The following is a 25,787-nucleotide window of genomic DNA, read 5'->3' on the forward strand; positions in this document are numbered from 1 at the left end:
CCCTCGTGACCGCCGTACGCCCTCCCCGCAGTCTTGCGGCTTCGCCGTGCGCGCGGCTGGGGCGCAATCGCCCCATGCGGCCTCCCACAAGGGGCTTTTGGGGCGTCGTACGCGCCCTGCGTCAGCGCGGGTAGGCCTGTTTCGCGCCTCGGCGCGATTTATTCCGCCGGACGCTTGTGCAAGGCCCTCCGTCCCGGCACGCTCCTGGGTATGAACACCGCCCGGCACGCCAGTGAACGTCTGATGAGCTGGCCCTCGCTGGCCCCCGGCCGCGCCCAGTGCGGCGCCGAGCTCGGTCTGCGCACCGCGACGCACGACATCGTGCACTTCCACGGCGAGCACGAGGCCGACGTCCACCTCACCCGCGCCATGATCGCGAAACTCCGCCCGGCGCTCCTCGGGTCGAGCGCCGTGCGCCTGCGCGCCGGCTCGGGCTGGGTGACCGTCCGGCTGGACATGGGCTCCGACATCGACCTGCTGGCGACCCTCGTCAGTGCCGCGCTGCAGGCCTCCACCGACCGCCCGGACGCGTCACCGGACGGCTGCACCCGATCCTGCCTGGCCTCCGCGGGGATCTAGGGAGCCTTGCCCCTCACTCCGTCGGGAACAGCATGCAGCTGCTCGTCGCATGCCCGTGGAGCCGGTCGGAGGAGTCGTACAGGCCTGCCTCGGCGAGCGCCGTGCGCCGGCCCCGGCTCATCACCGTGCCGATCGCCCGCACCTTGCCCGTGTCCACCGTGATCGGCCGCAGGAAGCGGGTCGACAGGTCCAGCGAGGTGTACGCCATGCCGCGCGGCAGCGTCGAGAGCACCGCGCATCCGGCGGCCGAGTCCAGGAGCGTGGCGTAACGCCTCCGTGCACCTGTACTCGACCTTCACCCTCACCCTGAGCCTGAGGTTCACCCTCACCACCCGCGCCCGGTCACCAGCACCCGGCGCGAAGACCGACGCCAGACCCCCGCTCCCTCCCTGTCCACGACAGCCCCTACCCCCCGTTCGGCGGCATGGCGGAGGTGTCCCACCGCCTGGGCGGGTACTCCCCGTGGCATGCCCCCCACTTCCGGTGCGCCCCGCGACGGTGCCCCCGCCGAGCACGGCCACTGGTTCCGACGGCTCCACCGGTCCGTCCTCACGTCGGTCGTCGGGCTCGCCTGGTACCGGGGCCGCGAGGTGGAGCTCATGCACCGCGCGATGGGCTTCGCGGCCCTCAGCCTCCTCACCCTCGTCCCGCTGCTCATCGTCGTCGCCGCCGCCGACCTCGCCAGCGGCCAGGGCTTCGCCCGCTGGCTCATCCAGGGGCTCGGCGTCTCCGAGGTGTCCCAGGAGGAGGTCGAGATGCTCTTCGGCACGCCCGGGGAGGCCCTGCAGCGCACCACCGCCTTCGGCCTCGCCGCCCTCGCCGCGTTCGGGGTGACCTTCGGATCGGCCGTCCAGACCGGCTACGAACGGGTCTGGGACCTGCCCACCGCCCGCTGGCACACGATGTGGCGCCACGTCGTCTGGCTCGCCGTCCTCGTCGGCGCCCTCCTCCTCTTCCTCGAGGCCCCGGTCCCCGCCGAGTCCTCGACCACCGTCACCTTCCTGGTCGCCGTCAGCGACGTCCTCGGCGCCTTCCTCTTCTTCTGGTGGTCGCAGCGCTTCCTCCTCTGCGGACGGATCCGCTGGCGCGCACTGGCCCCGGGAGCGCTGTGCACGGCCCTGGGGCTGTTCGGGCTGCGGATCTTCTCGCAGTTCGTCTTCTCCCCGCTGATCGCCTCCAACGCGGTCACCTACGGACCGTTCGGCACCGTCCTCGTGCTCCAGTCCTGGCTCGTCGGCGTCGGCTTCGTCGTCTACGGCGCCGCCCTCGTCGGACGCCTCATCCACGAGCACCTGGTCCTGCGCCGCATCGACCGTCTACCGGCCGAGCTGCACGACGACGACCTCCCGTGAGACCGGGGCCACCATGCGCAGCGCGCCCGGGTCCAGCCGGTCATCATCGCGTACGAGACGGGCCTGGTGACCCCGTGATCACACGATCCGGTGGACATGATCGCCGCGAACCGGGCCGGAGCGGTGGGAGCGCTTGGATGGGGGCTCCACCCGGCCCGTCGAAAGAGAGCTGACCCATGGCGAACACCTGGCTGCCGCCGGCCGAGTACATCGCGACGCTGCCGAGGGCGACCGCGTACGCGTGCCTGTACTTCACCGACACCCAGGGGCGGCCCTTCCAGCTGCGTGCCGGCTACTCCACCGAGCTGTGGCAGTGGCCCGGCGGCAACATGGACCCGGGGGAGACCCCCTGGCAGACGGCGCTCCGCGAGTGTCACGAGGAGACAGGGATCGTCTTCCGGGGCGAGCCGAGGCTCCTCGGCACCCACTTCGTCTCCGACCGGGGCGACGACTGGCCGGCCAACCACATCGGCTTCATCTTCGACGGCGGTGTCCTCACGGACGAGCAGCTCGCGGGCATCGTCCTCGACCCCGACGAACACACCGAGTTCAGCGTGCGGACGATGGCCGAGTGGGAGCGGGAGATGACACCGAGGAACTTCGCCCGCCTCGCCGAGATCGACCGCGCCCGGCGTTCCGGCACGACGGTGTACGTGGAGACGGGCGCGGATCTCTGAGTGGGCCGAGCGGACGGGGGCGCGAACGGTCGAGCCGGAAGCCGCGAGCGCGCCGCCGGAGCGCAGGGCCCGGCTCGCGGCCGGGCCCTACGCTCCGACGAATCCGTTCGGCCCGCCCGCAGGCCGTAACCCCTGGGGCTCTCGACAGTTGACCAGGGCATGAAGAAGCGCAGCATGCTCGCCATCGCCTCCCTCGCCGCCGGTGTCGTCACGGCCCTCGTGACCCCGCCGCCCCACGCCTCCGCCGCCGATCACGGCGCGGCCGGTCCCACCGGTCTCCTGCAGAACGACAACCCTGTCGGCCCCCTCGTGGACGGGGCCGCGCCGCTCGTGGCCGACAGCCTCCCCAAGGCCCCCGGCCTCGACGGACTGGCGTGACCCTCCGAAGGGAGGCCCGTGCGCGCGCCGCGTGAGCGGGAATGACAGGATGTCCTCATGAGCAACAATGTGTACTTCGACATCACGATCGACGGCGACCCCGCCGGCCGGATCGTCTTCAAGCTGTACGACGACGTCGTTCCCAAGACGGCCCAGAACTTCCGTGAGCTCGCCACCGGCCAGCACGGCTTCGGCTACGCCGGCTCCCCGTTCCACCGTGTCATCCCGCAGTTCATGCTCCAGGGTGGCGACTTCACCCGGGGCGACGGCACCGGTGGCAAGAGCATCTACGGCGAGAAGTTCGCGGACGAGAACTTCAAGCTGAAGCACGACCGGCCGTTCCTGCTGTCCATGGCGAACGCGGGCCCCAACTCCAACGGTTCGCAGTTCTTCATCACGACCGTCGTGACCTCCTGGCTGGACGGCAAGCACGTCGTCTTCGGCGAGGTCGTCGAGGGTCAGGACCTGGTGACGAGGATCGAGGGCCTCGGCTCGCCCTCCGGTGCCACCCGCGCCAAGATCGCCGTCGCCGAGTCCGGCGTCATCGAGGGCTGATCAGCACCTCACCCCTCGACCGCCCCCGCCGAGCACGACGCGGGGGCGGTCGGCCGTTTCCGGGGGCGTGTCAGGAGGCCGAGCCCTCACCGTACTTGCGTTCGAACTTCGCGATCCGGCCCTCGGCGTCCACCGTGCGCGCCTTGCCCGTGTAGAACGGGTGGCTCTCGGAGGAGATCTCGACGTCGACCACGGGGTAGGTCTCGCCGTCGTCCCACTCGATGGTCTGCTCGCTCGTCGCCGTCGACCGGGTCAGGAAGGCGAAGCCGGCGGAGCGGTCACGGAAGACCACGGGGCCGTACTCCGGCTGCTTGTCCTGCTGCACACGTCCTCCTCGGGCTGCCTGTTCGATGGCCCCAGCCTCCCCGGAGCCGGACCGGCCGACCAGCGTCACGCGGCCGACCGGGTGAGGGCGGTCATTCCGTCCAACGGGCGGCGAGCAGCAGGGCGATGTCGTCCGGCCGGTCACTGGCCTGCCGGGCGTCGCGGATCAGCCGGTCCGCCGTCTCGGTCAGCGGGATCGACCCCGTCACGGAGAAGGTACGGCGCAGCCACTCGACTCCCTCGTCGATGTCCCGGCCCGGCCGCTCCACCAGGCCGTCCGTGTACAGGGCAAGCACCGCACCGGGATCCAGGCGCAGTTCGGTGACCGGATACGTGGCGTCGGCATCGATCCCCAGGACCAGGCCGCCCGGCAGCTCCAGGATCTCCGCCGTCCCGTCCGGGCGCCGCAGAAGGGGCTGCGGATGTCCGGCGCGTACGGCCTCGGCCACACCCGTCGCCGGGTCGAGCACGATGTAGCAGCAGCTGGCGAACTGCCCGGGGTCCAGGTCGATCAGCAGCCGGTTCGTACCCTTCAGCACCTCGTCAGGCGGCTGGCCGCTGAGTGCGAAGGCCCGTACCGCGCTGCGCAACTGACCCATCGTCGCCGCCGCGGCGACACCGTGCCCCTGGACGTCGCCGCACACCAGGGCCAGCAGCCCCCCTTTCGTCTCGACCACGTCGTACCAGTCGCCGCCCACGTCCATCCCCTGCGTGCCGGGCAGGTAGCGCGCCACCGTGTCGACGTGGTCGCGGACCGGCAGCCGGGCGGGCAGCAGCGCGTCCTGGAGCCCGCGGGCGAGCGCGGCCTCGCTGTCGTACCGGCGGGCCCGCTCCAGGGCCTGCGCGATCAGCCCGGCGAGGGCCGTCAGGACCGTGCGCTCCTCCGGACTGAAGCCGCGCGGCCGGTCGAAGCCGAGGATGCACGAGCCGACCGGCCGGCCAGAGGCGATCAGCGGCAGGAAGGCCCGCGCCCCCGACGCCGCGTCCAGGGGCAGCCCCGGATAGGCCCGGCTCATCTGCTCCATCGACTCGAAGAAGAGCGGGCGGCCCGTGGTGAGCGCCTCCACACCCGGCATCCGGGCGTCGAGCCCCACCCCGTCGAACGGCTCCAGGAACCCGGGAGGGAACCCGGTCTCCCACGCCAGGTACAGATGCCGGTCGCTCAGCAGATAGATCGCCAGCTGCCGGCCGCCGAAGGCGGGCAAGAGCTCGTCCGTCACCACCGCCGACACCTGGCGGGCGGTGACCGCCTCCGTCAACGCGATGGCGAGCGCCACCGGCCGGTAGAGGGCCGACGCCTTGTCCGCGGGTGAGCCGAGACCGACGTCCGGCTGGGAGACCGAGCCGGGCTCGTAGGAGGGGTCACCCTCGGGCAGGAGCACCAGCGTCACCCCGTCGTGGCCGGGGTAGAGCGAGACCGACAGCCACTCCCGCTCGGCCGCGTGGACCAGGAAGTGCACCGGCTCGTCGGAGAGCAGGACGGCCCGCAGATGCTCCTCGTAGGCGGGGTTGTGGAACCAGGGCAGCACCTCCCACACGCTCTGCCCGGCGAGCGAGGCACGCGGCCGGCCCAGGAGCGCCTCGGTCAGATGGTTCACGTAGGAGACCCGGCCGAGCCGGTCGATCGCCAGGATCGCCCGGGGGAGCCGGTCGACGGCGTCGGAGCCGACGAGGCCGGTGCCCAGGTCGACCAGCGAGCCCGTCAGCCGCCCCGCCCTCCCTCCCGGCGCGACGCGGGCGGAGACCTCCAGGAGATGGAGTCCGCCGTCGGGGCCCTTGAGCCGGATACGGCGAGCGACCCGGGAGCCGGACTCCGCCGCCCGGCGCGCCATGGTCCACAGCGCGTAGGAGTCCTCCGGGGCCAGGCGCGCCGTCAGCGCCTCGATCGTGCCGGGGTCGGTGTCCTCGTCTCCGAGGATCGCCCGCAGCCCCTCGTCGGCGACGACCTCGCCGGTATCCAGGTCCCAGTCGAAGGTGCCGATCCGCACCGGCTTCGTGCCACCGGAGGGGAGCTGGACGCACACCGGCTCGTCGGGCCACTCCACGGACGTACCGGACTCCTCCAGGCCCTTCAGGGCCGCGGCGAGCCGCTGGGCCTCCCGCGCCATCCTGGTCCGGTCCCGGCTGTTCACCTCCACACCGGGGCTCGGTGTACGGAGCACCACGAGCACCCCGAAACGCTCCCGGCCGCTGATGATCGGGGCGTACAGGGAGGCGAAGGGGAACGGGAGACTGGCCACGAGCTGCGGAAACTGCCGCATGGCCTCTTCCACGTCGGCCAGGTGCACCGGCTGGCCCGAGCGGTGGACCTCCGCGACGGGGAAGGGGCGGTTCACGTGCATGCGCCACCAGGGGCGGAACAGAGGGCCGGGCAGCCCGGCGAGCACCGCCATCCTCAGCAGTCCCGGAGTCCCGGAGCGCAGATAGACGCACCCCGCGTAGCCGCCGACCGCCTCGATCGTCCGTATCGCGGTCTCGGCGATCACCAGCGGCAGCGCGTCAAGCAGCTTCCCGTCGGTGCCCACGCTCCCGGGCGCGTCCTCGTTGTCGGCCGACGGGTCCTGTCCGGGCAGGCCGTGCGGGATCACACTGCCAGCATGCTCCCCGCGCGAGGGACTCCGCATCTCGGGCCACCGGGGCCACGGTCCGTGGAGAGCGGGAGAAGGAGGGCACGACACCCTGCCGTTTCCACGGGTCTGCGCGACCATGGCGGGGGAGGGAGAGGCCATGGACCCGTCCGTCATGACCGCGCTGCTGGCCGCCGCGGCGCTGGTGTGCCGCGCGGCGGTGCTCGAGATGCGCACGCCCGGTGCCGGCCGACGCGCCTGGGCCTTCGCCACCGACCGGCGGGCGCTGGGCACGGGGCTCGGGGTGGCGTGCGTGCTCGGCACCCTGGGCTGGGCGACCGTCGGCGGCGGCGCGGTCGTGGTGTGGGCGGGCCTGGCCGGCGTCCTGGTCGCCTCTCTCACGGCGGAGCGGGGACGCTCGGGGCGTACCGCCGCGCCGGGCTCCGGGGTAAGTTCGGTGCCCCTGAAGGATCTTGACGAGGAGCAACGCCCTTGACCGCCGACCCGCGCGTCGCGCCGCCCCACCTCGGCGGCGAACGCGAGACCCTGCGCGCCTTTCTCGACTACCACCGCACGACGCTGGCCATGAGGTGCCAGGGGCTCGACGACGAACAGCTGAGGCAGCGGTCGATGCCCCCGTCCACGCTGTCGTTGCTCGGTCTGGTCCGGCACATGGCGGAGGTGGAGCGGGCCTGGTTCCGCCGGGTCTTCGAGGACGGCGAGGCGCCGATGGTCTGGTCGGACAAGATCGACTTCCAGGCGGCGTACGACGCGAGCCGGTCGACGCGCGCGGAGGCCTTCGCCGCATGGGAGGCCGAGGTCGAGAACTCCCGCCGGATCGAACGCGAGGCCGCGTCCCTGGACCTCTCCGGGCTCCAGCCCCGGTGGGGTGAGGAGGTCTCGCTGCGGATGGTGATGGTGCACGTACTGCTCGAATACGGCCGCCACAACGGTCACGCCGATCTTCTGCGTGAGGGCGTCGACGGAACCGTCGGCGCCTGAACACTCTCCGCGGGCTGCGGCCTGCACGCCCGGCTCGGAACGTCACCCCAGCGGCCTGACCGGGGCCCTCGCGGCCGGGCGGGTGTCAGTGCCGGGTGCGATGCTGCGGGGTATGGACGAGCTGATGAGAGGGCGTGTGTACGGCGCCGACCATGACGATCCCGATCCGGGCCCACGAGCCGGGCGCGACTACCGTGAGCTGGTGGCGGGCCCCCTCGACGGCCTTCTGCTCGACGTCACCGGCTGGACCGAGAGCGAGCTCGAGGAAGGGGCCGCACTCGCCACGGAGATAGGCGCGTACGGCCCCGGCGGACATGCCCGGTACGGGCCGCGGGAGGGCGACGCCGTGCACTGGGACTGGGAGGGCGACACCCGCTAGTTCGGCACGGGGGTCAGCTGTCCAGCGAGAGTGCGTTCTTGGCGTGGGTGATGGATTCCTCCGAGGCTGGGCCGCCGGGGTTCTCGGTGGCCAGTGCCTGGTTGAGGGTGACGAAGGGGCGCATCCGCCGCTCGTAGTGGGCATACGCGGTGCGGTGGTCGCCGCTGGCTCGGGCAAGGCAGTCCGCCAGCACGTGGGCGCCGACGAGTGCCAGGCTGGTGCCCTGCCCTGAGAGGGGGGAGGGGCAGTAGCCGGCGTCTCCGAGGAGGGCCACCCGGCCCCGCGACCACTGGTCCATGCGGATCTGGGCCATGGCGTCGCAGTAGAAGTCGGGCGCCTTCCGGGCGGCCTCGGCCAGGCGAGCCCCTTCCCACCGCATCGACGCGAGCTTGTCCACGACGAGCTGCCGCAGGGCGCCGCCGTCGCGGAGGTCGTGGGCGAGGGGGGCGGACTCGAAGCCGAAGGCGATCCTGAGTTCGGTGTTGCCGCGTACGGGCATGATGCCGAAGCCCGTGTCGCCGTCTCGCAGCCACATCTGCCAGTCGTCCAGGGCGAGGAAGTTGTCTGCGCTGAACACCGAGAGGTAGCTGCCCAGGTGGTGGGCGAAACGCTCCTCCGGGCCGAAGGCCAGGCGTCGTACGGTGGAGTGGAGGCCGTCGGCCCCGACCACGAGGTCGAAGGTGCGGGACGGCCCGTGCGCGAAGTCGACGCGCGGCACGGTCGTCGCCGGAACGGCCCCCGCTGCGCCGGTCCGCAAGCGCCCGTCATCCGTCCCGGACCCCGAGCAGGAGCTGAGCCTTGACCGGATCGTCCGCACGGCCATCGGCATCGCCGATGCCGAAGGACTTCGGCGCTGTCCATGCGCGGCGTTGCGGCGCGGCTCGGCGTCGCCGCCATGTCCACCTACCGGTACGTCCCCAGCAAGGACGACCTCATCCTGCTCATGGCCGACACCGCGTTCGGTGAGGAGTCCTACCCTGCCGACGCCCCCGAAGGGTGGCGTTCCCGCATCGAACTGGGTGCTCGGACCCTTTGGACTCTCTACCGCAGGCACCCCTGGCTGGCCCAGATCGGCTCGCTCACCCGCCCTCTGCTCGTCCCCAACCTGATGGTCCACGGCGAATGGGCGCTGCGAGCCCTCGACGGCCACGGACTCGATCCCACCAAGCTGTTCGACATCCACGTCCTGCTCTACAGCCATGTCCACGGCCTGGCTGTGCACCTGGAGATGGAAGCGCACGCCGAAGCCGCCACGGGCCAGTCGGAGGACCAGTGGATGGACAGCCGGGCCCCCGCTCTCCGGGAACTGGTGGAATCCGGCCGCTTCCCGACCTTCACCAAGGTGGTCGGTGCCTTCGAGGACGGCTACGACCTGCGTCTCGATGCTCTCTTCGAATTCGGCCTCAAGGCACTCCTCGACGGCCTGACTTCCCTCATCGAAGGTCAGGAACCTGCCACGTAGACGCAGGCGAGGGCGCTCACCGGGCGGAGTGGGACGCGATTCCGTAGGTCGTGGGGCGATCCTGACACCCCCGGCCGGTCACGCGTGAGCGAATTGACCGGCCAGGGTGCCGACGCGGCATCACTTGCCGCTGTCCTCGGCGAGCGTGTGCGCGACGAGGGCGTTGGCGTGGCCGTGCCCGAGGGCGTGCTCGGTCTTGAGCCAGGAGACGAGCTCCATGTGCTTGCTCAGCGGCGAGGAGCGGATGAGGTCCTTCCACTCCGTGATGGGGCGGCCGTACTTCTTCTCGATCGAGGGGAAGTAGCTCGCGGGGCCCTTCACGGCGTCGGCCATGGCGTCGGTGTCCTGTCCTGTCGATGCGGAGTGCTCTGTGCGGAGCGATCTTGTATGAAGGACTGGACGGGACGTGCGAAGTGATCGGTTCGGACGTGTGAGGTGGGTCACGGGGTGCCGCACGCCGGCCGGAGCGCCCGGGAGGCCCGGCCGGCGCGGGCGTCACAGCGCCGGGTGGGCGTTCTTCAGGAGCTCCTGGAACTGGGCCGAGAACCACTTCCCGGCCAGCGGCGCGTCCGGCAGCGAGCCCGACATGCTGTTGCCGTTGCGGACGTTGCCCGTGTACGTCGGGTCGCACATCCGGTCGAAGCCCTTGCCCTCGTCGTTCGGGATCTCCTTGCTCGCGCCGTCCGACTCGCCCGGCGGCTTCATCCACACGTACGCGTCGATGCCGGCGGCAGGGGCGGCCTGCGGCCGTTCGCCGAGGCCCGCACCCGACTGGTTGCACCAGTTGCCGGGGTTGATGCGCCGGTCGTAGCGGCCGCCGTTCACGTACGTGTTGACGTCCGTCAGGGCCCCCGGGCCGGTGGGCCGGGCCGTGCCGCCCCAGCCGTTGCGGGAGGTGTCGATCAGCATGCCGAGGTTGGTGTCGAAGCCGAGCGAGACGAGCTTGGTGCGCATGGCCTGGGCGTAGGACAGCTCGTCTGTGTACCGGTTCCAGTCCACCCACTTCGACTGGCGCACGGAGACACCGTTGACGGAGTCCTCGATCTTGAAGTGGTCCTCCTTCAGCGCGCTGTAGTTGGCCGTGTTGACGATGAAGCCGTGGACCTTGGAGACCGTCGAACCCTCGGCGGTCGCGGCCTGCTTGAAGAGTTCGGCCGAGGCGCCGAAGTTGTCGTCCCAGCCGAGCCAGCCGTGGTGGCCCGCGTCCACGTAGTTGTAGACGTTGGCGATCGAGCCCAGCTTGTTCAGCGCGTAGCCGACGCCCTTGATGTAGTTGCCGTTGGCCTTCATGACATCGCAGTTGGCGGTGGCCGTCGGACGGCCGGACACGTTGGTCACCAGGTTCGGCAGGGAGTCGATCTCGACCGTGGTGACGACCCGCAGGCCCGCGTACTTAGGGTCGGCGAGGATGGCGGCGATGGGATCGATGTACTCGGTCTTGTACCGGTCGATCTCGGTCGGGCCCAGCTCGCCGTTGGAGGCGAGTGCGGCGCAGTCCCGGCCCGGCAGGTTGTAGATCACCAGCTGGACGACGAGCTCTCCGCTGCCCTTCTGCCGCAGGGCCTCGTCGAGGTGGGCGCGCAGCCCCATGCCACCGTTCGCCCCCGCGATGGCGGCCGTACGGTCCAGCCAGACACCGGTCGGCTGGTTCGCGACCTTGGTGCCGCCCGGCTCGGCGGCCGCCTTGGCGGACCACTCGGGGTTCACGTACACCTTGGCGCCGGCGTAGGGGTTGTCGGCCCTGGAACCGGCCGGTGGCGGAGTGGTCGGTGGCGTCGTCGGAGGGGTCGTCGGCGGCTGGGTGGCGCCGTTGCAGACGACTCCGTTGAGGGTGAACGTCGTCGGGACGGCGTTCGTCCCCGTGTGGGAACCGTTGAAGCCGAAGGAGGTCGAACCACCCGTGGCCAGGCCTCCGTTGTACGAGAGGCTCTTGGCGGTCACGGCGGCGTCGGACTGGGTGATCGTCGCGTTCCAGCCCTGCGTGACCTGCTGACCGTCCGCGTAGGACCACCCCAGGGTCCAGGAGTTCAGCGGGTCACCGGTGTTGGTGACGACGACGTTGGCCCCGAAGCCGTTGTTCCACTGGTTCGTGACCTGGTAGTCGACACGGCAGCCGGCTGCGGCCGCCCCGGCGGTGCTCGTCATGACGGTGGCCGTGGCTCCGGTGGCCGTGATCAGGCCGAGCGCCGCCAGCAGGGCGGTGCGGCTCGTTGTGCGGCTCATGGTGTGTGTGCCTTTCCGTTCAGGGCGCGCAGATGGTCGCGCAGCCCGATGCCGAATGCGGTGGGTGTGCCGTCGTACGAGGTGATCAGGGCCGGTCCCGAGGAGCAGTTCCAGGTGTTCCAGGTCCAGCCGAGATACGAGAGCGAGCGGTCGTCGAACCACTTCATGACGCGGTCGATGAACGCGTGGCCGCAGGTGTTCTCACCGATCTCGCCGGCCACGAGGGGCACCTGTGCGGCGACCGGGGCGAGGGTGCTGTCCCAGCAGGCCTCGTTGGAGCAGGCGTTGAAGTTGTAGACGTGCCAGGCGGCCGCCAGATTTCCGGCCGGGTCGGAGGGACGGTACGCGAGCCACTGGCTCAGGTCGTTGGAGTACGCGAGGCCGGGTACGAGCACGAGGTTGCGGGCGCCCGTCGCGCGGACCGCGTCCACCAGGTCCTGCATGCCGGCGACCTCGTAGCCGATACCGGGGCAGGTTCCGCCGTCGCGCCAGCATGTCCAGGCCTGGGCAGCGGTGGAGGCCGCCCGGTCCGGGTACGGCTCGTTGAACAGGTCGAGGACGACGCGGCGGTCGTTCTTGAAGGTGTCGGCGACCGAGGTCCAGAACGCCGGGGTGTAGCGCGCGTTCGGCATCGGCTTCTGACAGGAGGCGTGGATGTCGGAGCAGCCCGCCGAGTTGCCGGTGTACTGCCCGTGGGTCCAGTGCAGTTCGACGATCGGCGTCATGCCGTGGGCGAGGACGCGGTTCACCAGGTCCTTGATCGCGGCGACGTAGTTCGCTCCCCGGTATTCGGGCTTGACGTTGTCCAGGCCCAGCCAGCACTCCTCGTTGAGCGGGATGCGGACGGTGTTGGCCTTCCAATCCGCGATGGCGCGGATCGAGGCGTCGTCGACCGGGCCGTCGAAGATGCCGTGGCCCTGGACGCACATGAACTCGGCCCCGGAGCGGTTGACGCCGAGCAGGCGACGGGTGGCGCCGTTCTGGTCGGTGAGTCGGTTGCCGGTCACGCTCAGCTCGGGCGCGCCGGGGGGACCGGGAGGGTCGGTCGGATCGGTGGGCGTGGGAGTCGGGGTGGGCGTCGGAGTAGGCGTCGGGCTGGTGGGACCGGGGCCGGGATCGACGTTGCAGACCTGGCCGTTGAGGGTGAAGGCCGTGGGTGCTCCGTTCGTCCCCGACCAGGATGCGAGGAAGCCGGCGGTCACGCTCGCGCCCGTCCCGAGCGAACCGTTCCAGCTCTCGTTGACGACCGTGACGGCCGTGCCGGACTGGGACCACTTCCCGCCCCAGCCCTGCTGGAGCCGCTGGCCGCCCGGGAAGCCGAAACCGAGGCTCCACGCGTTGAGCGTCGCACTGTTGTTGGTCACCGTGACGGCGCCCTGGAAGCCGTCGGTCCACTGGCCGACGACGGTGTAGGTGACCGTGCACAGCGGGGCGGCCGCGGCTCCCGAGGCCGTACCGACGACGGCGAGAGCGGTGCTCGCCACCGTGAGCGCCGCTCCCGCGAGCAGCGCCGACAGACGTGGGGGATGTCGCATGAGCGACTCCTTGCAGCGAGGACGCGTCTTCACGACGCGCCGACTGACGGAATCGCTCCCACTGGTGGGGCCAGACCGTAGCGCCAACCGACCACAAGGAAAAGAGGAGTTGACGAAGTTGTTCGTCGGCAGCCTTCGATTCTTCGAGCGTCTTGACGCCCGTCCGTCCCTTCTGCATTGTGGGAGCGCTCCCACTGGTTCAGTGCTTGTGCCCATGCCTTCGCACAACCCACCTCCCGAGCCGCGAGGAGAACCACCCTCATGCCACCAGGAAGATCGCGCAGACTGCTGACGGCACTGGCCGCGGCCCTGTCGCTTCCCCTCGGTTTCACCGCAGCCGGCACGACGGCCCACGCCGCGGCGGTGCAGTGCAGCGTCGACTACAAGACCAACGACTGGGGTTCCGGCTTCACCGCCGAGCTGACCCTCACGAACCGCGCCGCCACCCCGCTCGACGGCTGGAACCTGACCTACGCCTACGTCGGCGACCAGAAGCTCACCAACGGCTGGAACGGCACCTGGTCCCAGTCCGGGAAGACCGTCACGGTCGCCCATGCCGACTGGAACAGGACCGTCGCGGCCGGAGCGGCCGTCACGACCGGCGCCCAGTTCACGTACAGCGGGACCAACGCCGCCCCGACCGCCTTCGCCGTCAACGGCACCCCGTGCACCGGTGCCCACCAGCCACCCGTCGCCGTGCTCACCAGCCCCGCCGCCGGAGCCGTCTTCACCCAGGGGGACCCGGTCCCGCTGGCCGCCACCGCGGCCGCCGCCGACCAGGCGACCGTCAGCAAGGTCGAGTTCTACAGCGACACCACCCTGCTCGGCACCGACACCACGGCCCCGTTCTCCCTCGGGGCCACCGGCCTGGCCGCCGGCCCCCACTCCCTCTACGCCAAGGCGTACGACAGCCTCGGCGCCTCCGCGGAGTCGGCCCCCGTCGGGATCACCGTCGCCGCGGGTCCCGCTCTCGTCGCGAGCCCGGCCCAGCTCGCCGTACGCCAGGGCGGCACCGGAACCTTCGACCTCACCCTGTCCACCCGGCCGTCCGCGAACGTCACAGTGACCACCGCGCGCACCTCGGGCAACAGCAACCTCACGGTCTCCGCGGGCGGGACGCTCACCTTCACGCCGGCGAACTGGAACACCGCCCAGAAGGTGACCGTTGCCGCCGCGCCCACCGGAACCGGTTCGGCCGTGCTCACCGCGACCGCCCCCGGCCACACCAAGGCCGAGGTCACCGCCACCCAACTGGCCGCCGACTCCACCTACGACGCCCGCTTCCTGGACCTCCACGGGAAGATCACGAACCCCGCCAACGGCTACTTCTCGCCCGAGGGAATCCCGTACCACTCCGTCGAGACCCTGATCGTCGAGGCCCCCGACCAGGGGCACGAGACGACCTCGGAGGCGTACAGCTATCTGATCTGGCTCCAGGCGATGTACGGCAAGATCACCGGCGACTGGACCAAGTTCAACGGCGCGTGGGACACCATGGAGAAGTTCATGATCCCGACCCACGCCGACCAGCCCACGACCGGCAGCTACAACGCCTCCAAGCCCGCCACGTACGCACCCGAGCACGATCTGCCGTCGCAGTACCCGGCCCGGCTCGACTCCGGTGTCACGGCCGGCGCCGACCCCATCGCCGCCGAGCTGAAGACCGCGTACGGCACCGACGACATCTACGGCATGCACTGGTTGCAGGACGTCGACAACGTCTACGGCTACGGCAACGAGCCCGGTAAGTGCTCCGCCGGACCGACCGCGACCGGCCCGTCGTACATCAACACCTTCCAGCGTGGCCCGCAGGAGTCCGTCTGGGAGACCGTCCCCCACCCCACCTGCGACAACTTCACCTTCGGTGGGAAGAACGGCTACCTCGATCTCTTCACCGGGGACGCCTCCTACGCCAAGCAGTGGAAGTTCACCAACGCCCCCGACGCCGACGCCCGTGCCGTCCAGGCCGCCTACTGGGCCGACATCTGGGCCAAGGAGCAGGGCAAGGGCGCCCAGGTCACCGCGACCGTCGCCAAGGCGGCCAAGATGGGCGACTACCTGCGCTACGCCATGTTCGACAAGTACTTCAAGAAGTCCGGCAACTGCGTCGGACCGACCGCCTGCCCGGCCGGCACCGGCAAGAACAGCGCCCACTACCTGATGTCCTGGTACTACGCCTGGGGCGGCGCCACCGACACCAGCGCGGGCTGGTCCTGGCGGATCGGCTCCAGCCACGCCCACGGCGGCTATCAGAACCCGCTCGCCGCGTACGCGCTCAGCGAGTACGCCCCGCTGAAACCCAAGTCGGCCACCGGAGCGGCAGACTGGGCGACCAGCCTCGACCGGCAGTTGGAGTTCTACCGCTGGCTCCAGTCCGACGAGGGAGCCATCGCCGGCGGCGCCACCAACAGCTGGCAGGGGCGCTACGCCCAGCCCCCGGCCGGTACGCCCACCTTCCACGGCCTCTTCTACGACGAGAAGCCCGTCTACCACGACCCCGCGTCCAATCAGTGGTTCGGCTTCCAGGCCTGGTCCATGGAGCGGGTCGCCGAGTACTACCGGCAGACCGGCGACGCGGCCGCCAAGACCGTGCTCGACAAGTGGGTCGCCTGGGCGCTGTCGAAGACCACGATCAACCCCGACGGCACCTACCGCATCCCCTCCACCCTCCAGTGGTCCGGCGCGCCCGACACCTGGAACGCCGCGAACCCCGGTGCCAACGCCGGACTCCACGTCACCGTCGCCGACTACACCGACGACGTCGGCGTGGCCGCCGCATACGCCAAGACGCTCACCTACTACGCCGCCAAGTCCGGCCACGCAGAGGCGAAGCGGGTCGCGAAGGCCCTCCTCGACGGCATGTGGACCCACCACCAGGACCCGCTGGGCGTCGCCGTCCCGGAGACCCGCGCCGACTACAACCGGTTCGACGACCCCGTGTACGTCCCGAGCGGCTGGACCGGCACCATGCCGGGCGGCGACATGGTGAACGCGAACTCCACCTTCTCCTCGATCCGCTCCTTCTACCGGGACGACCCGGCCTGGCCGAAGATCGAGGCCTATCTGGCGGGCGGCGCCGCGCCCGTCTTCACCTACCACCGGTTCTGGGCCCAGGCGGACATCGCCCTGGCCATGGGCGCGTACGCGGAGCTGCTCGAATAGCAGCGCCCCGCGGGAGGCAGCTCCACGTACGCCACGCCCTGGGGAGGGGCAGGTCCCCTCCCCAGGGCGTCGGGCCGTTCAGTTCATCGTCGAGCCGATCGTGGTCGACCCGGTCGTCAGGAACGTCGTCGCGGGCAGCGAGCCGTCCGCCTTGCGCGCGCCGTACGCGCTGGTGGCGTCGGTGCTCCGGAAGGGGGGCGTGGCGATCCCGGAGTCCCAGTTGTTGCCCGCCGAGACCACCGAGGAGCCCCGGCTCGCCAGGCCCGAGCCGTTGCCCACCGCGAGGTTCCTGCCGAGCCGCGCCGCGCCGGTGGCGAAGTAGTAACCCCACTTGCCGTTCGCGTACGACGTGGTGCGGTTGACGGCGATGGCGCCCTTGTTGCTGTTCTCGGTGAATCCGTTGCCCGCGTTGTCCCAGGCCGCCGAGTTGTTGACGACGTGGGCCACGACCTCGCCGTCGCCGCCCAGTTTGTATCCGTTGCCGTCGCCCGCGAATGCGGTGTCCGACCAGCGGTTCCGGCCGTTTCCGTACGCCCAGGTGTGCTCGACGGTCAACGGGCTCGACCAGGACCACAGGTCGATGCCGTCGTCCGAGTTGTTGAAGAGCCGGGCGCCGGTGATCAGATTGCCGGTCCCCGAGCCGAACTTCACGGCGAGACCGTCGGCGTTCTCGCCGTGGTTGGCGGCGTCGTAGTGCCCGTAGGAGTCCAGGTTCCGGACGGTGTTGTGGTGGGTGGCGTCGCCGGTGAGCGTGAAGCCGGAGTCGCCGCCGTTGATCGTCCTGATCGAGTTCCACTCCGTGCCGGTGCAGGAGGTGCAGACGACTGCGCTGTCCGGGGAGTTCTGGAAGGTGAGGTTCGAGACCGTCCAGTGGTCGGCGGTGAGTTTGAAGATCCAGGAGCCGGCGGGCAGTTTCGAGCCGTCGATCCGTACGGTCTCGGAGCCGTACGGCCGGAGCTGGATGCGGCTGCTCGCCGAGCCGTTGGCGGTGGACTGGAGCGTGGAGGTCGGATAGTAGGTGCCGCCGCGGATCTGGATGACGGTGCCCGGTGTGGCGTTCTTGACGGCGTCGGCGAGCGCGGTCGACGTGGAGACGACGACGGTGGCCGCATGGGCCGGGGTGGCCAGGCCGCCGAGTCCGGCGCCGGTGGTGAGTAAGGACAGGGACAGCGCGAGGGTCCTGGTGCGCGGGGTTCCGTGTCGAGACATGACTGCGGGTCCTCTCGTGGGGGTGTCAGGCGGGTGCGGAGGCGGGCGTCCAGTCCCCGAGGTACGTGCGCCTCGTCGCCGACTCGGCTGCGGAAGGCGTGAGTTGAGGGCGGTTCGCGGGGACGTGGATCGTGGCACCGGGGCCGGTGTTGCGGTACTCGGCGAAGCGCTGGGCCTGCCAGGGGTGGGCGTCCCGCATGTTCGCGTAGGGCGCCACGGCGTCGATCCCCGGACCCAGCACGCTGTCGCGGACGACCAGGGACGGCCGGGCCGTGGTGTCCGAACTGGGCACCCAGGGCCTGGCCAGCTTGTAGTAGCCGTCGGGCGCCTCGCTCGTCACCCGGCAGCGCGTCGCCAGGAACCCGTACGCGTGGGTGCGTGCGGTCGACGGGGCGAAGACGAAGCCGTGCGGCGCCGAGGCGAGATCCGGGCGGAACAGCGTACGGAAGTGACAGTGCTCGAAGACGGCACGCGCCCGGCCGAAGACGAAGTCGACGTCCCCCTCGACGTAGCAGTGCGCGAAGTACTGGCGGGCGACGGAGGCCAGGGTCATGGAGTCGGCGTACAGCGTGTCCTGGTGACCGAGGAACCGGCAGTGGAGGAACGCGGACCGGTCGCCCTGCACCTTGATCGCGACCGCCTGGGTGCCGGGGTTCCCGGGGAGGTCGGTGCGCAGGAAGTCGTTGGCGAAGGTGATCCACCGGGCGGAGAACCCGTCCGCCTGGACGGTCGTCGTGGCCGAGCCGCTCGTGCCGTAGGTGGTGCCGTCGGGGCGGGCCGTACCGGCCGCGTTGTCGTACACGACGACGACGTCGCGGGGGTTCTCGCTCGCTCCGATCCAGGTCATGTCGGTCCGGGCGAGGCTGACGGCGACGGTCTCCCGGTAGGTGCCCGGGGCGATGACCAGCGTCCAGCCGGGCCCTCCGGCGGCGTTCACGGCCGCCTGGACCGTGCGGTGGTCGCCCAGACCGCCCGGGTGGACGTACAGGGTGCGCGAGGTGAGGCGGGCGGCGGGCGATCCGTACCGGCCGAACGCGCGGGCGGGGCCGGCCGCGGCGGGTGTCGCGTGCAGACCGAGGGAGAGCAGCGCTCCGGCGCTCGCGGTGAGCAGGGCACGACGACTGGATGCGGGCATGACAAGACTCCTTCTGTGTGCGGCGGAACGTACGAAAGGTGAGAGGAAGGAGGCGGGGGCGGCGAGGCCGGACGGGTGGCCCCGCGGCCCCCGCCTCCGGTCAGCGGAGCCGGCCCGCGCCCGCGCGGTGGCCGACGAGGCCCGGCAGGGCGCGCGGGTCGTCGACCCGGGGACGCAGCGTGGGCGTCCAGCCGGCACCGTCACGCAGGATCTCGCCAGGGAACTCCGCGTTGTGGACCGCGAGGAGGTCGACGGGCCTGCCGTTGACGAGATTGCCCGCGGTCGTGACCGGGGCGTCCTTCCACTTCTTGAGGATCTTGCCCGCACCGACGCCCGCCGGCACGGTGAACGCGTTCTTCTCGGCGACGAGTTGGGACTCCTGCCCGACGCCGAGGCTGTACGCGTACCCGGACGCGGGCACCACGAAGTGGTTGTTGTACGCGTCGACCTGGCCGAACCGGACCCGTGGCGCCCGCTCGATCACGTTCGTGAAGAGGTTGTGGTGCAGCGTGACCCGCAGCTTGCCGCGGTCGGTGGCGCCCGCGCTGTCGCTGTTGCCGATCATCAGCGTCTTGTCATGGTCGGCGAAGACGTTCCAGGACGCGGTCACCAGGTCGGCGCCGCGCACGATGTCCAGCTCGCCGTCGTGCTGCTGGTACACCTCGCCGTAGTACCTGGGCAGCGAACTGTCCGGGTGGGCACCGTCGGTGAACGTGTTGTGGTCGATCCAGACATGCGTGGAGCCGTACACCACCATGCTGTCGTACTCGGAGTTCCATGCCCCGGTGGCTCCGTCGGTGGGGTCCCACTGGGGGAAGCAGTCGAGCGGGCTCTCGACGGTCAGATTGCGGATCACGACGTTGTCGACGCCCTGGATCTGCACGCTGCCGCCGATGATTCCGGCGTCCTTGCCCACGCCCACGATGGTGGTGTTGGCGGGGACGTACGCCTTGATCGCCTTGCCCTGTGCCTGTGCGGAGGCCGCCCGCAGGTCCTCCTGCGGGCCGCTCACGACGTTCTCGTAGCCCCACACGGCCGGGTCGTAGTCGGCGAGATAGCGGTCGAAGTCGTAGCCGGGAGCCTCGAACGCCGAGCAGCCGGCGGCGGTCGCGTTCAGCGTCCCCTTCACCTTGACGATCCTCGGCTCGGTGCCCGGAACGGCGAGGGCCGCCCGGAACTCCTCCCAGGTGGAGACGGTGAAGACCCGGGAGGCGGCCGCCGCCGCGCCGCCGCTCGTCCCCGTGCCCACCGAGCCCCAGCCGTCCCCGGCGGGCAGCGTGCGGCGGGCGGGATCGGACGCGGCCTGGGCGGTCGCCGGACCCATCAGTCCGCCCGTGAGGCTCAGGACGAGAGCGGTCGCTCCCATCAGGCACAGATTTCCGCGTCCAGTCATGGTCGGTTCTCCTCGGGTTCGGCATCGGGCCAGGTGATCCACTCGGCGGGGATCGCCTCGTCGAGACGGCGGGTGTCGCTCCGAGCGAGCACCCGCGTGCGCAGCAGCTCGGCCGCGACCAGCCGCGCCACGGCGATGGCGCCGGGCGGGTTGAAGTGGGTGTTGTCCTGTTCGGTCGGCGTCCAGTTGAAGTACGTCTTGGTCTTCTCCGGGCCGAACTGCTGCCACAGCGCCAGGGACAGCTCCTCGACGTCGAGCAGGTCGACGCCCTCCTCCTGGGCCACGGCCCGCATGGCGGCCGGGTACTCCCCGAGGGTCCGCAGAGCCGTGCCGCGGGCGTCGAACCTCCTCCGCTCGACCGAGGTGGCGAGGACGGGCAGGGCCCCGCGCTCCCGTGCACCGGCGACGTACCGGCGAAGGTTGTCCTGGTAGGTGGACCAGGGCTCGGTGTAGCGGGTGGGGTCGGCGACCTTCTGGTCGTTGTGGCCGAACTGGATCAGCAGGAGGTCGCCGGGCCGGATCGCCTTCAGGATCGCGTCCAGCCTGCCCTCGGCGAGGAAGCTCTTCGTGCTGCGGCCGTTGACCGCGTGGTTGACGACCGCCATGTCCTTGTGGAGGAAGAAGGGCAGCGCCATTCCCCATCCGGTCTCGGGCGCCGCGTCGGCGTACTTCTGGGCGGCGGTGGAGTCGCCGGCGATGTGGAGGGTGCGCATGCGGTGGTGTCCTCGGTGGGAGGCCGCCGTCGCGGGGGCCGCGGCCAGGGTGAGTGCGAGACCCGCCCCGGCGGCGACCACCCGACGGCGGGTGGGGGCGGGCCTCACTTGTTCTGCGACTTCCACTCGGCCTGCGCGGTGTTGAGCTGCTCGGCCAGGCTGTCCAGGAACTCCTTGGCGGTGGACGTGCCCAGCAGCACCTTCTGGAAGGCTGGCTCGTTGTCGGCCTTGGAGATGGTGTTCCAGTCGGGCAGGTAGTAGGGCAGCTGCACGATCTGAGCCTTGCCGCTGAACAGCACCTCGGCGGCGAGCTTCGTCGGCTCGGCCTTCTGGATCCAGGCGTCCTTCGCTGCGTCCGTGTTGGCCGGGATGGCACCGGCCGACTCGTTCCACTTGCTGTTGGACTGGTGCGAGGCGGCGAACTCGATGAACTTCCAGGCCGCCGCCTTGTTCTTGCTGGAGGAGAACAGCCCGAGCCCGTCGACCGGGTTGGAGACCTGCACCCGGGTGCCGTCGTCGGTCGTCGGGTTGGGGATGCCGCGGAACTTCTCGGTTCCCAGCGCCTTCACGTGGTCCTTGTAGGAGCCCAGGTTGTGGTTGAGCATGCCGATCTCGCCGCTGTCCCACTGGGCGACCATCTTGGTGAAGTCGTTGTTGACGTCGGCCGCGGGCGTGTTCTTCTTGAAGAGGCCGACGTACTTCTCCAGGGCCGCCACGTTCTTCGGGTCGTTGACCGTGGTCGTGTCGCCGTTCCAGAAGCTGGTGATGCCACTCTGGCCGTACATGGCGTCCAGGGCCTGCGCGATGGAGCCGGCGCCGCCGCGGATGGTGTAGCCGAACCGGTTCTTGTCCTTGGCCGTCAGCTTGTCGGCCGCCGCGTAGAACTTCGACCAGGTGGTGGGCTCCTCCAGGCCGGCCGTCTTGAACAGGTCGGTGCGGTAGTAGAGGACGCCGTTGCTCGCGGAGGTGGGAACGGTGAACAGCTTCCCCTGCCCGCCGGCCGACTTCACGCTCTCGACCATGCCCGCGTTGAGCTTGTCCTTCAGCGCGCTCGACCCGATCCGGGCGTCGAGCGGCTCCAGGGCGTTCTGCGCGGCGATCCCGGCGAGCATCGCGGCACCGACGCCGCCGACGTCCGGCAGGCCGCCACCCTGGATGGCGGTGTCGTACTTGGACTGCACCTCGGTCGAGGCGATCCCGACATACGTCACCTTGATGTCGGGGTTCGCCGTCTCGAAGTCCTTGATGATCTCCTTCCAGACGTCGGTGCGGACACCGCCGTTGTTGTCCCAGAAGGTGATCTCTCCCTTGCCCGACCCTTCGGCGCCCTTGTCACCTGCGGCGCCGCTGCCGTCGTCGCCGCAGGCGGTGACGGTCAGCGCGAGGACGGTGGTCAGGGCGAGGGCACTGGCGGCTCTGCGCCGTCCGCTGCGGAAGATGGTCATCGTCGGCTCTCTTCTCTCGGGAAGTGCGGGTCACTCGGGAGGGTGATGCGGAAGGTGGTGAAGTCGGCCGTGCCGGCCGGGCCTGGGCCCGGCGGAGCGGCGGCGAACAGGCCGATCAGCGCGCCGACCCAGCGCCAGGGGGTGGCGGCGAAGACCTGACCGGAGCGGACGTGGCCCGCGCCGGTGTCGTACGAGAACCGGCAGCGCGCCCCCGCGCCGACCTCGATCCGTAGCCGGGCCCGGTCCTCGGGCGCGGGCCGGGAGAAGGCCGCGTCCCTCTCCCGGTCGGCCGAGACCGGCGCGAAACGGTGCACCAGACGGCTGGCGCCGTCCGTCTGCCGCTCCAGCCCGATCCAGCTGTACGCGTCGCCGAGCATCGCGACCCCGGCGCGGGCACCGGGCTCCTGACTGTCCAGGCGCAGGTCGACCTCGACGACGCACGGGTGGGCGGGCAGACGCTGGGTGAGGACGTGCGGCAGCCGACGGATGTCGTGGGTCTCCTCCGTACGGCCGCAGCCGAGCCGCAGACCGTCGGCGGAGTGCTGGGTCGTCCAGCCGGCGCGTGGATTGGCCGTCCACTGCCACTGCCTCCCGAACCGGCCGCCGGGAAAGTCGTCGTCGGTGGCGGGAGCGGACGGGGGCTGCGGCGGCAGCGCGGGCTTGGGGTGGACGAGAACGGGAGCACCCTCGTCGCCGAGGACCGGCCAGCCGTCGCCGTCCCAGCGCATCGGCTGGAGATGGACGACCCGGCCGTAGGCCCCGCGTTCCTGGAAGTGCAGGAACCAGTCCTCGCCGCGCCCGGTGCGGACCCAGCCGCCCTGGTGCGGCCCGTTGACGTCCGTACCGCCCTGCTCCAGGACCACCCGCTCCTCGTACGGGCCGAAGAAGGATCGGGAGCGGAAGGCGCCCTGCCAGCCGGTGGCGACGCCGCCGGCGGGGGCGAAGATCCAGAACCAGCCGTCGTGCCGGTAGAGCTTGGGGCCTTCCAGGGTGAACCAGCCCGGGAGGAGATCGCCGTCGACGATCGTCCTGCCCTCGTCGAGGAGTTCGGTGCCGTCGGCGCTCATCCGGTGCCCGGTGAGACGGTTGTTGACGCCAGAGCGGGACTTGGCCCAGCCGTGGACGAGGTAGGCCTCGCCCGTCGTCTCGTCCCACAGCGGGCAGGCGTCGATCAGGCCCCTGCCCGCCTTCACCAGATGCGGAGTGCTCCACTCTCCGCGTACGGAGGGGGCGTTGGTCTGCCAGACGCCGTGGTCCGGGTCGCCCCAGAAGATCCAGAACCGACCGTCGTGGTGACGCAGCGAGGGAGCCCAGACCCCGCGGTCGTGCTGCGGGGTGGCGAAGGAGGTCTCCGGGAGGAGACGCTCGAGGGCGTGGCCGACCAGTGTCCAGTTGACCAGGTCGCGGGAGTGCAGGAGCGGCAGGCCGGGTGCCCGGCCGAAGCTGGACGCGGTCAGGTAGAAGTTTTCGCCGACCCGCACGACGTCCGGGTCGGACCAGTCCGCGGCGAGAACGGGGTTGCGGTACGTCCCGTTGCCGAGGTCCCCGGTCGGTAGGGCCTGATCGCCGGTCGGTACGGCCTGGTCCCCGCTCGGAAGGGGCAGGTCGCCGGTCCGTACGGCCCGCTCCCCGGTTGATACGGCCCGCTCCCCGGTCGGTACGGCCTGGCCCTCCGCCCGTACGTCCCCGCTCATCCGGTCACCGCCTTGCGGACGAGCGCGGTCGCCGTGTCCCGGTCGAGCCGCCCGTCGGCGACGACGGTGACCACGCGGCGTACCAGCGTTCCGCCCGCCGCGAGCACCAGCCGTTCGTCGGAGGCGAGCGAGGATCCGACCCCCGGGTACTCGGCGGCGCGCACGAACCACGGGTCGCGCCGGGTCTCCTCGGTGGCTCCGGCGAAGACCAGGGTCCAGTTCCGGCCGGCGAGTGCGACCCAGTCGGCGCGGGCGCCGTGCACGGCCCGTTCGCCCTCGGCGTCCGCGCCGAAGACCTCCGGCACGGCGTCCTCCAGCGGTGCCCGCCAGAAGAATCCGCCGTAGGCGGCCCCGGGACGGCCGTTCGTGGCCGGGCTGCCGAAGGACAGCTCCTCGCCCGCCGCGTTGGCCAGCGAAAAGGTGAGGTCCAGCGCCCAGGCGGTGTCGTCGAGCGGGGTGGCCGCGACCGTACGGTGCTCACGGACCAGGACGCGCTCCTCGGCGATCCAGCTCAACTCCTCCACGAAGCGGTCCGGTTCGTGGAGCTCGAAACCGTCGTGCCGCTGCACGCCGTGGTTGTCGAGGGCGGTCGGGCCCTGGCCGCGGACGAAGGTGCGCCCGCCCCAGAAGTTGAACCCCGCGACGTCGGGGACGGCGACCCCGGCGCCCAGGTGGTGCGGATGGTCCCCGGGCAACTGCTCGGTGACGGTGACGCCGCCGAGGGTGGAGACGGGATGCAGATGGGGGCGCGGTGAGTGACCGGGGGCGAGCTCGGGCCGCAGGACGTAGCGGGCGACCGTGCGCCCGGCGCAGCGCAGCACCGTCGGGGCGTTCATCGGGACACCGTCTTCGCCGTCGGTGGCGCCCAGGGGGCGTCGAGCTCGGAGTAGAGGCTGAGGGTGTCGGCGCTTGCGGCGACCAGGCCGCCGATGCCGTGCACCACCCGGCGCGGCGCGCTCTCGCCCGGCTCGGAGTGCCAGGCGTCCGTGGGGAGTTCCATCGGGTCGGGAGCGAGCCGGACCGCCTCGACGACCCGCATGAACGCGCCGGTCGTCTCGGGCGGTACGAGCAGGTCGGCGCCGTCGGTGAGATGGGCGACCAGGTTCTCCAGAAGGTCGGTCCGCCCGTGGACCGACTCCTCCGGGCCGTGCCCGGCCCGCTGAAGCAGCACCCTGTCCTGCTTGTACCAGAAGGTGATCCGACCCCGGGTGCCGTGGACGACCACGTACGGATCCGAGGCCGTCTCGGCGCAGAGCGTCGCCGCGACGGTGACCTGGGTGCCGTGGGTGGTCAGGATCCGTACGCACGACGTGTCGTCGGACTGGATGGAGTGGGCCCGCAGCAGCTCCGTCTCGATGAGCTCGACGTCCTCGGCCCGCGTGCTGCCGTCCAGGGCGAGCGCGGTCGCCACGGCGTGCGCGAGCGGATTGGTCAGGGCGCCGTCGACGACGTCGACGCCGCCGATCCGCCGCCGGCCGGCCCACGGAACACGCCGGAAGTACCCCTCGTCGCGCACCCAGGCCCCCGCTCCACCGACGCCGAGGAGTTCGCCGATGGCGCCCTCCCTGATCAGCCGCCGGATCGCGGGAACGGCATGGGAGCCGAGCGACTGGAAACCGATCTGACAGGCCACTTCGGCCGCGGCCACCCCGTCCGCCATCCGCCGGAACTCGGCGTACGAGGGAGCCGGAGGCTTCTCCAGAAGAAGATGGGCCCGGCGGCGGGCGGCGATCAAAGCCAGGTCGGTGTGGGTCTGGATCGGGGTGCAGACGACAGCGATCCGGGCGCCCGTCGAGGCGAGCAGCGCGTCGAGGTCGGCGGACTGCTCGGGCGTACCGAAGCCGTCCAGTTCCGCGGCGTCCAGGGGCCGCAACTCGCAGACACCGGCGAGCCGTACCAGGCCGAGGCGTTCGAGCCGGCGGATGTTGACCAGATGGGACCGCCCGTGGCCGCGGGCGCCGGCCAGGACGACGGGAAACGGTTCGCGGGCCGTGGTCATGGGG

General features: G+C 71.1%; 23 protein-coding genes and 2 pseudogenes. 10 read left to right on the forward strand and 15 right to left on the reverse strand.

Annotated features, from left to right (window positions below; genetic code table 11):
• Positions 1 to 210 precede the first annotated feature (210 nt).
• On the forward strand, positions 211 to 579 hold the full coding sequence (locus tag ACWF79_RS10355; RefSeq protein WP_453727644.1) for a luciferase domain-containing protein: 369 nt from the start codon (positions 211 to 213) through the stop codon (positions 577 to 579).
• Between the two features lie 13 nt (positions 580 to 592).
• Here the strand turns inward: ACWF79_RS10355 and ACWF79_RS10360 are convergent.
• Positions 593 to 861 (reverse strand): annotated as a pseudogene (locus tag ACWF79_RS10360) (PaaI family thioesterase); the annotation flags it as partial.
• 185 nt (positions 862 to 1,046) lie between these two features.
• On the opposite strand from ACWF79_RS10360, the gene ACWF79_RS10365 reads away from it, so the two are divergent.
• From ACWF79_RS10365 to ACWF79_RS10380, 4 genes are all read left to right on the forward strand, one after another.
• The gene (locus tag ACWF79_RS10365; RefSeq protein ID WP_453727645.1) at positions 1,047 to 1,931 is read left to right on the forward strand and encodes a YhjD/YihY/BrkB family envelope integrity protein; all 885 of its coding nucleotides are present in this window, start codon (positions 1,047 to 1,049) and stop codon (positions 1,929 to 1,931) included.
• Between the two features lie 176 nt (positions 1,932 to 2,107).
• Positions 2,108 to 2,608, forward strand: coding sequence for an NUDIX domain-containing protein (locus ACWF79_RS10370; protein WP_453727646.1), 501 nt, complete (start codon positions 2,108 to 2,110; stop codon positions 2,606 to 2,608).
• Positions 2,609 to 2,767: 159 nt separating this feature from the next.
• Positions 2,768 to 2,986: a hypothetical protein gene (locus ACWF79_RS10375; protein ID WP_453727647.1), complete on the forward strand. Its 219-nt coding sequence runs from the start codon at positions 2,768 to 2,770 to the stop codon at positions 2,984 to 2,986.
• Positions 2,987 to 3,043: 57 nt separating this feature from the next.
• Complete coding sequence (locus ACWF79_RS10380; RefSeq protein ID WP_453727648.1) at positions 3,044 to 3,541, forward strand: peptidylprolyl isomerase; 498 nt, start codon at positions 3,044 to 3,046, stop codon at positions 3,539 to 3,541.
• Between the two features lie 70 nt (positions 3,542 to 3,611).
• Here the strand turns inward: ACWF79_RS10380 and ACWF79_RS10385 are convergent, their stop codons facing one another.
• Positions 3,612 to 3,866 carry a type B 50S ribosomal protein L31 gene (locus ACWF79_RS10385; RefSeq protein ID WP_453727649.1) on the reverse strand — a complete coding sequence of 85 codons (255 nt, stop codon included), beginning with the start codon at positions 3,864 to 3,866 and terminating at the stop codon, positions 3,612 to 3,614.
• A gap of 91 nt (positions 3,867 to 3,957) precedes the next feature.
• Positions 3,958 to 6,489, reverse strand: coding sequence for a SpoIIE family protein phosphatase (locus tag ACWF79_RS10390; protein WP_453727650.1), 2,532 nt, complete (start codon positions 6,487 to 6,489; stop codon positions 3,958 to 3,960).
• 103 nt (positions 6,490 to 6,592) lie between these two features.
• On the opposite strand from ACWF79_RS10390, the gene ACWF79_RS10395 reads away from it, so the two are divergent.
• The 3 genes from ACWF79_RS10395 (at position 6,593) to ACWF79_RS10405 (ending at position 7,813) form a co-directional block, all read left to right on the forward strand.
• A complete protein-coding gene (locus tag ACWF79_RS10395; protein ID WP_453727651.1) occupies positions 6,593 to 6,928 on the forward strand; it encodes a hypothetical protein in 336 nt (111 codons plus the stop codon).
• Positions 6,925 to 7,434, forward strand: coding sequence for a DinB family protein (locus ACWF79_RS10400; RefSeq protein WP_453727652.1), 510 nt, complete (start codon positions 6,925 to 6,927; stop codon positions 7,432 to 7,434). Before ACWF79_RS10395 ends, ACWF79_RS10400 begins: the two co-directional genes overlap by 4 nt.
• A 112-nt stretch (positions 7,435 to 7,546) precedes the next feature.
• Positions 7,547 to 7,813 (forward strand): hypothetical protein, encoded by a 267-nt coding sequence (locus ACWF79_RS10405; RefSeq protein WP_453727653.1) that lies wholly within the window; start codon positions 7,547 to 7,549, stop codon positions 7,811 to 7,813.
• 13 nt (positions 7,814 to 7,826) lie between these two features.
• Here the strand turns inward: ACWF79_RS10405 and ACWF79_RS10410 are convergent.
• Positions 7,827 to 8,525: pseudogene (locus ACWF79_RS10410) on the reverse strand (FAD-dependent monooxygenase); the annotation flags it as partial.
• A 147-nt stretch (positions 8,526 to 8,672) separates the two neighbouring features.
• On the opposite strand from ACWF79_RS10410, the gene ACWF79_RS10415 reads away from it, so the two are divergent.
• On the forward strand, positions 8,673 to 9,275 hold the full coding sequence (locus tag ACWF79_RS10415; RefSeq protein ID WP_453727654.1) for a TetR/AcrR family transcriptional regulator: 603 nt from the start codon (positions 8,673 to 8,675) through the stop codon (positions 9,273 to 9,275).
• Positions 9,276 to 9,395: 120 nt separating this feature from the next.
• Here the strand turns inward: ACWF79_RS10415 and ACWF79_RS10420 are convergent, their stop codons facing one another.
• From ACWF79_RS10420 to ACWF79_RS10430, 3 genes are all read right to left on the reverse strand, one after another.
• On the reverse strand, positions 9,396 to 9,608 hold the full coding sequence (locus tag ACWF79_RS10420; protein ID WP_453727655.1) for a DUF4287 domain-containing protein: 213 nt from the start codon (positions 9,606 to 9,608) through the stop codon (positions 9,396 to 9,398).
• 162 nt (positions 9,609 to 9,770) lie between these two features.
• Positions 9,771 to 11,498, reverse strand: a complete 1,728-nt coding sequence (locus tag ACWF79_RS10425) for a glycoside hydrolase family 6 protein (RefSeq protein ID WP_453727656.1) — start codon at positions 11,496 to 11,498, stop codon at positions 9,771 to 9,773.
• Positions 11,495 to 13,033, reverse strand: a complete 1,539-nt coding sequence (locus ACWF79_RS10430; protein ID WP_453727657.1) for a cellulase family glycosylhydrolase — start codon at positions 13,031 to 13,033, stop codon at positions 11,495 to 11,497. Before ACWF79_RS10430 ends, ACWF79_RS10425 begins: the two co-directional genes overlap by 4 nt.
• A gap of 261 nt (positions 13,034 to 13,294) precedes the next feature.
• On the opposite strand from ACWF79_RS10430, the gene ACWF79_RS10435 reads away from it, so the two are divergent.
• Positions 13,295 to 16,195 (forward strand): glycoside hydrolase family 48 protein, encoded by a 2,901-nt coding sequence (locus ACWF79_RS10435; RefSeq protein ID WP_453727658.1) that lies wholly within the window; start codon positions 13,295 to 13,297, stop codon positions 16,193 to 16,195.
• Between the two features lie 78 nt (positions 16,196 to 16,273).
• On the opposite strand, the gene ACWF79_RS10440 is transcribed toward ACWF79_RS10435, so the two are convergent.
• The 8 genes from ACWF79_RS10440 to ACWF79_RS10475 form a co-directional block, all read right to left on the reverse strand.
• Positions 16,274 to 17,404 carry a right-handed parallel beta-helix repeat-containing protein gene (locus tag ACWF79_RS10440; RefSeq protein WP_453727659.1) on the reverse strand — a complete coding sequence of 377 codons (1,131 nt, stop codon included), beginning with the start codon at positions 17,402 to 17,404 and terminating at the stop codon, positions 16,274 to 16,276.
• A 25-nt stretch (positions 17,405 to 17,429) separates the two neighbouring features.
• Positions 17,430 to 18,539 carry a pectinesterase family protein gene (locus tag ACWF79_RS10445; RefSeq protein ID WP_453727660.1) on the reverse strand — a complete coding sequence of 370 codons (1,110 nt, stop codon included), beginning with the start codon at positions 18,537 to 18,539 and terminating at the stop codon, positions 17,430 to 17,432.
• A 100-nt stretch (positions 18,540 to 18,639) separates the two neighbouring features.
• Positions 18,640 to 19,932 (reverse strand): pectate lyase family protein, encoded by a 1,293-nt coding sequence (locus tag ACWF79_RS10450; protein WP_453727661.1) that lies wholly within the window; start codon positions 19,930 to 19,932, stop codon positions 18,640 to 18,642.
• Positions 19,929 to 20,645 carry a rhamnogalacturonan acetylesterase gene (locus ACWF79_RS10455; RefSeq protein ID WP_453727662.1) on the reverse strand — a complete coding sequence of 239 codons (717 nt, stop codon included), beginning with the start codon at positions 20,643 to 20,645 and terminating at the stop codon, positions 19,929 to 19,931. The genes ACWF79_RS10450 and ACWF79_RS10455 overlap by 4 nt, the downstream gene beginning before the upstream one ends.
• 104 nt (positions 20,646 to 20,749) lie before the next feature.
• Positions 20,750 to 22,090, reverse strand: coding sequence for an ABC transporter substrate-binding protein (locus tag ACWF79_RS10460; protein ID WP_453727663.1), 1,341 nt, complete (start codon positions 22,088 to 22,090; stop codon positions 20,750 to 20,752).
• Positions 22,087 to 23,784, reverse strand: a complete 1,698-nt coding sequence (locus ACWF79_RS10465) for a family 43 glycosylhydrolase (protein WP_453727664.1) — start codon at positions 23,782 to 23,784, stop codon at positions 22,087 to 22,089. Before ACWF79_RS10465 ends, ACWF79_RS10460 begins: the two co-directional genes overlap by 4 nt.
• Entirely contained in the window at positions 23,781 to 24,620 is an 840-nt protein-coding gene (locus tag ACWF79_RS10470; RefSeq protein ID WP_453727665.1) for a DUF6807 domain-containing protein, read from the reverse strand. Before ACWF79_RS10470 ends, ACWF79_RS10465 begins: the two co-directional genes overlap by 4 nt.
• The gene (locus ACWF79_RS10475) at positions 24,617 to 25,783 is read right to left on the reverse strand and encodes a Gfo/Idh/MocA family protein (protein ID WP_453727666.1); all 1,167 of its coding nucleotides are present in this window, start codon (positions 25,781 to 25,783) and stop codon (positions 24,617 to 24,619) included. The genes ACWF79_RS10470 and ACWF79_RS10475 overlap by 4 nt, the downstream gene beginning before the upstream one ends.
• Positions 25,784 to 25,787 lie beyond the last annotated feature (4 nt).

The sequence above is a fragment of the Streptomyces sp. NPDC054975 genome, assembly GCF_053609105.1.

Excerpts from the sequence above, each read along its gene's own strand:
- ACWF79_RS10465 (WP_453727664.1), bottom strand. The coding sequence starts at position 23,784 with ATGAGCGGGGACGTACGGGCGGAGGGCCAGGCCGTACCGACCGGGGAG.
- ACWF79_RS10455 (WP_453727662.1), bottom strand. The coding sequence starts at position 20,645 with ATGCGCACCCTCCACATCGCCGGCGACTCCACCGCCGCCCAGAAGTAC.
- ACWF79_RS10460 (WP_453727663.1), bottom strand. The coding sequence starts at position 22,090 with ATGACCATCTTCCGCAGCGGACGGCGCAGAGCCGCCAGTGCCCTCGCC.
- ACWF79_RS10390 (WP_453727650.1), bottom strand. The coding sequence starts at position 6,489 with ATGCGGAGTCCCTCGCGCGGGGAGCATGCTGGCAGTGTGATCCCGCAC.
- ACWF79_RS10405 (WP_453727653.1), top strand. The coding sequence starts at position 7,547 with ATGGACGAGCTGATGAGAGGGCGTGTGTACGGCGCCGACCATGACGAT.
- ACWF79_RS10395 (WP_453727651.1), top strand. The coding sequence starts at position 6,593 with ATGGACCCGTCCGTCATGACCGCGCTGCTGGCCGCCGCGGCGCTGGTG.
- ACWF79_RS10355 (WP_453727644.1), top strand. The coding sequence starts at position 211 with ATGAACACCGCCCGGCACGCCAGTGAACGTCTGATGAGCTGGCCCTCG.
- ACWF79_RS10475 (WP_453727666.1), bottom strand. The coding sequence starts at position 25,783 with ATGACCACGGCCCGCGAACCGTTTCCCGTCGTCCTGGCCGGCGCCCGC.
- ACWF79_RS10370 (WP_453727646.1), top strand. The coding sequence starts at position 2,108 with ATGGCGAACACCTGGCTGCCGCCGGCCGAGTACATCGCGACGCTGCCG.
- ACWF79_RS10375 (WP_453727647.1), top strand. The coding sequence starts at position 2,768 with ATGAAGAAGCGCAGCATGCTCGCCATCGCCTCCCTCGCCGCCGGTGTC.
- ACWF79_RS10415 (WP_453727654.1), top strand. The coding sequence starts at position 8,673 with ATGCGCGGCGTTGCGGCGCGGCTCGGCGTCGCCGCCATGTCCACCTAC.
- ACWF79_RS10420 (WP_453727655.1), bottom strand. The coding sequence starts at position 9,608 with ATGGCCGACGCCGTGAAGGGCCCCGCGAGCTACTTCCCCTCGATCGAG.
- ACWF79_RS10450 (WP_453727661.1), bottom strand. The coding sequence starts at position 19,932 with ATGACTGGACGCGGAAATCTGTGCCTGATGGGAGCGACCGCTCTCGTC.
- ACWF79_RS10445 (WP_453727660.1), bottom strand. The coding sequence starts at position 18,539 with ATGCCCGCATCCAGTCGTCGTGCCCTGCTCACCGCGAGCGCCGGAGCG.
- ACWF79_RS10380 (WP_453727648.1), top strand. The coding sequence starts at position 3,044 with ATGAGCAACAATGTGTACTTCGACATCACGATCGACGGCGACCCCGCC.
- ACWF79_RS10470 (WP_453727665.1), bottom strand. The coding sequence starts at position 24,620 with ATGAACGCCCCGACGGTGCTGCGCTGCGCCGGGCGCACGGTCGCCCGC.
- ACWF79_RS10365 (WP_453727645.1), top strand. The coding sequence starts at position 1,047 with ATGCCCCCCACTTCCGGTGCGCCCCGCGACGGTGCCCCCGCCGAGCAC.
- ACWF79_RS10430 (WP_453727657.1), bottom strand. The coding sequence starts at position 13,033 with ATGCGACATCCCCCACGTCTGTCGGCGCTGCTCGCGGGAGCGGCGCTC.
- ACWF79_RS10435 (WP_453727658.1), top strand. The coding sequence starts at position 13,295 with ATGCCACCAGGAAGATCGCGCAGACTGCTGACGGCACTGGCCGCGGCC.
- ACWF79_RS10425 (WP_453727656.1), bottom strand. The coding sequence starts at position 11,498 with ATGAGCCGCACAACGAGCCGCACCGCCCTGCTGGCGGCGCTCGGCCTG.
- ACWF79_RS10440 (WP_453727659.1), bottom strand. The coding sequence starts at position 17,404 with ATGTCTCGACACGGAACCCCGCGCACCAGGACCCTCGCGCTGTCCCTG.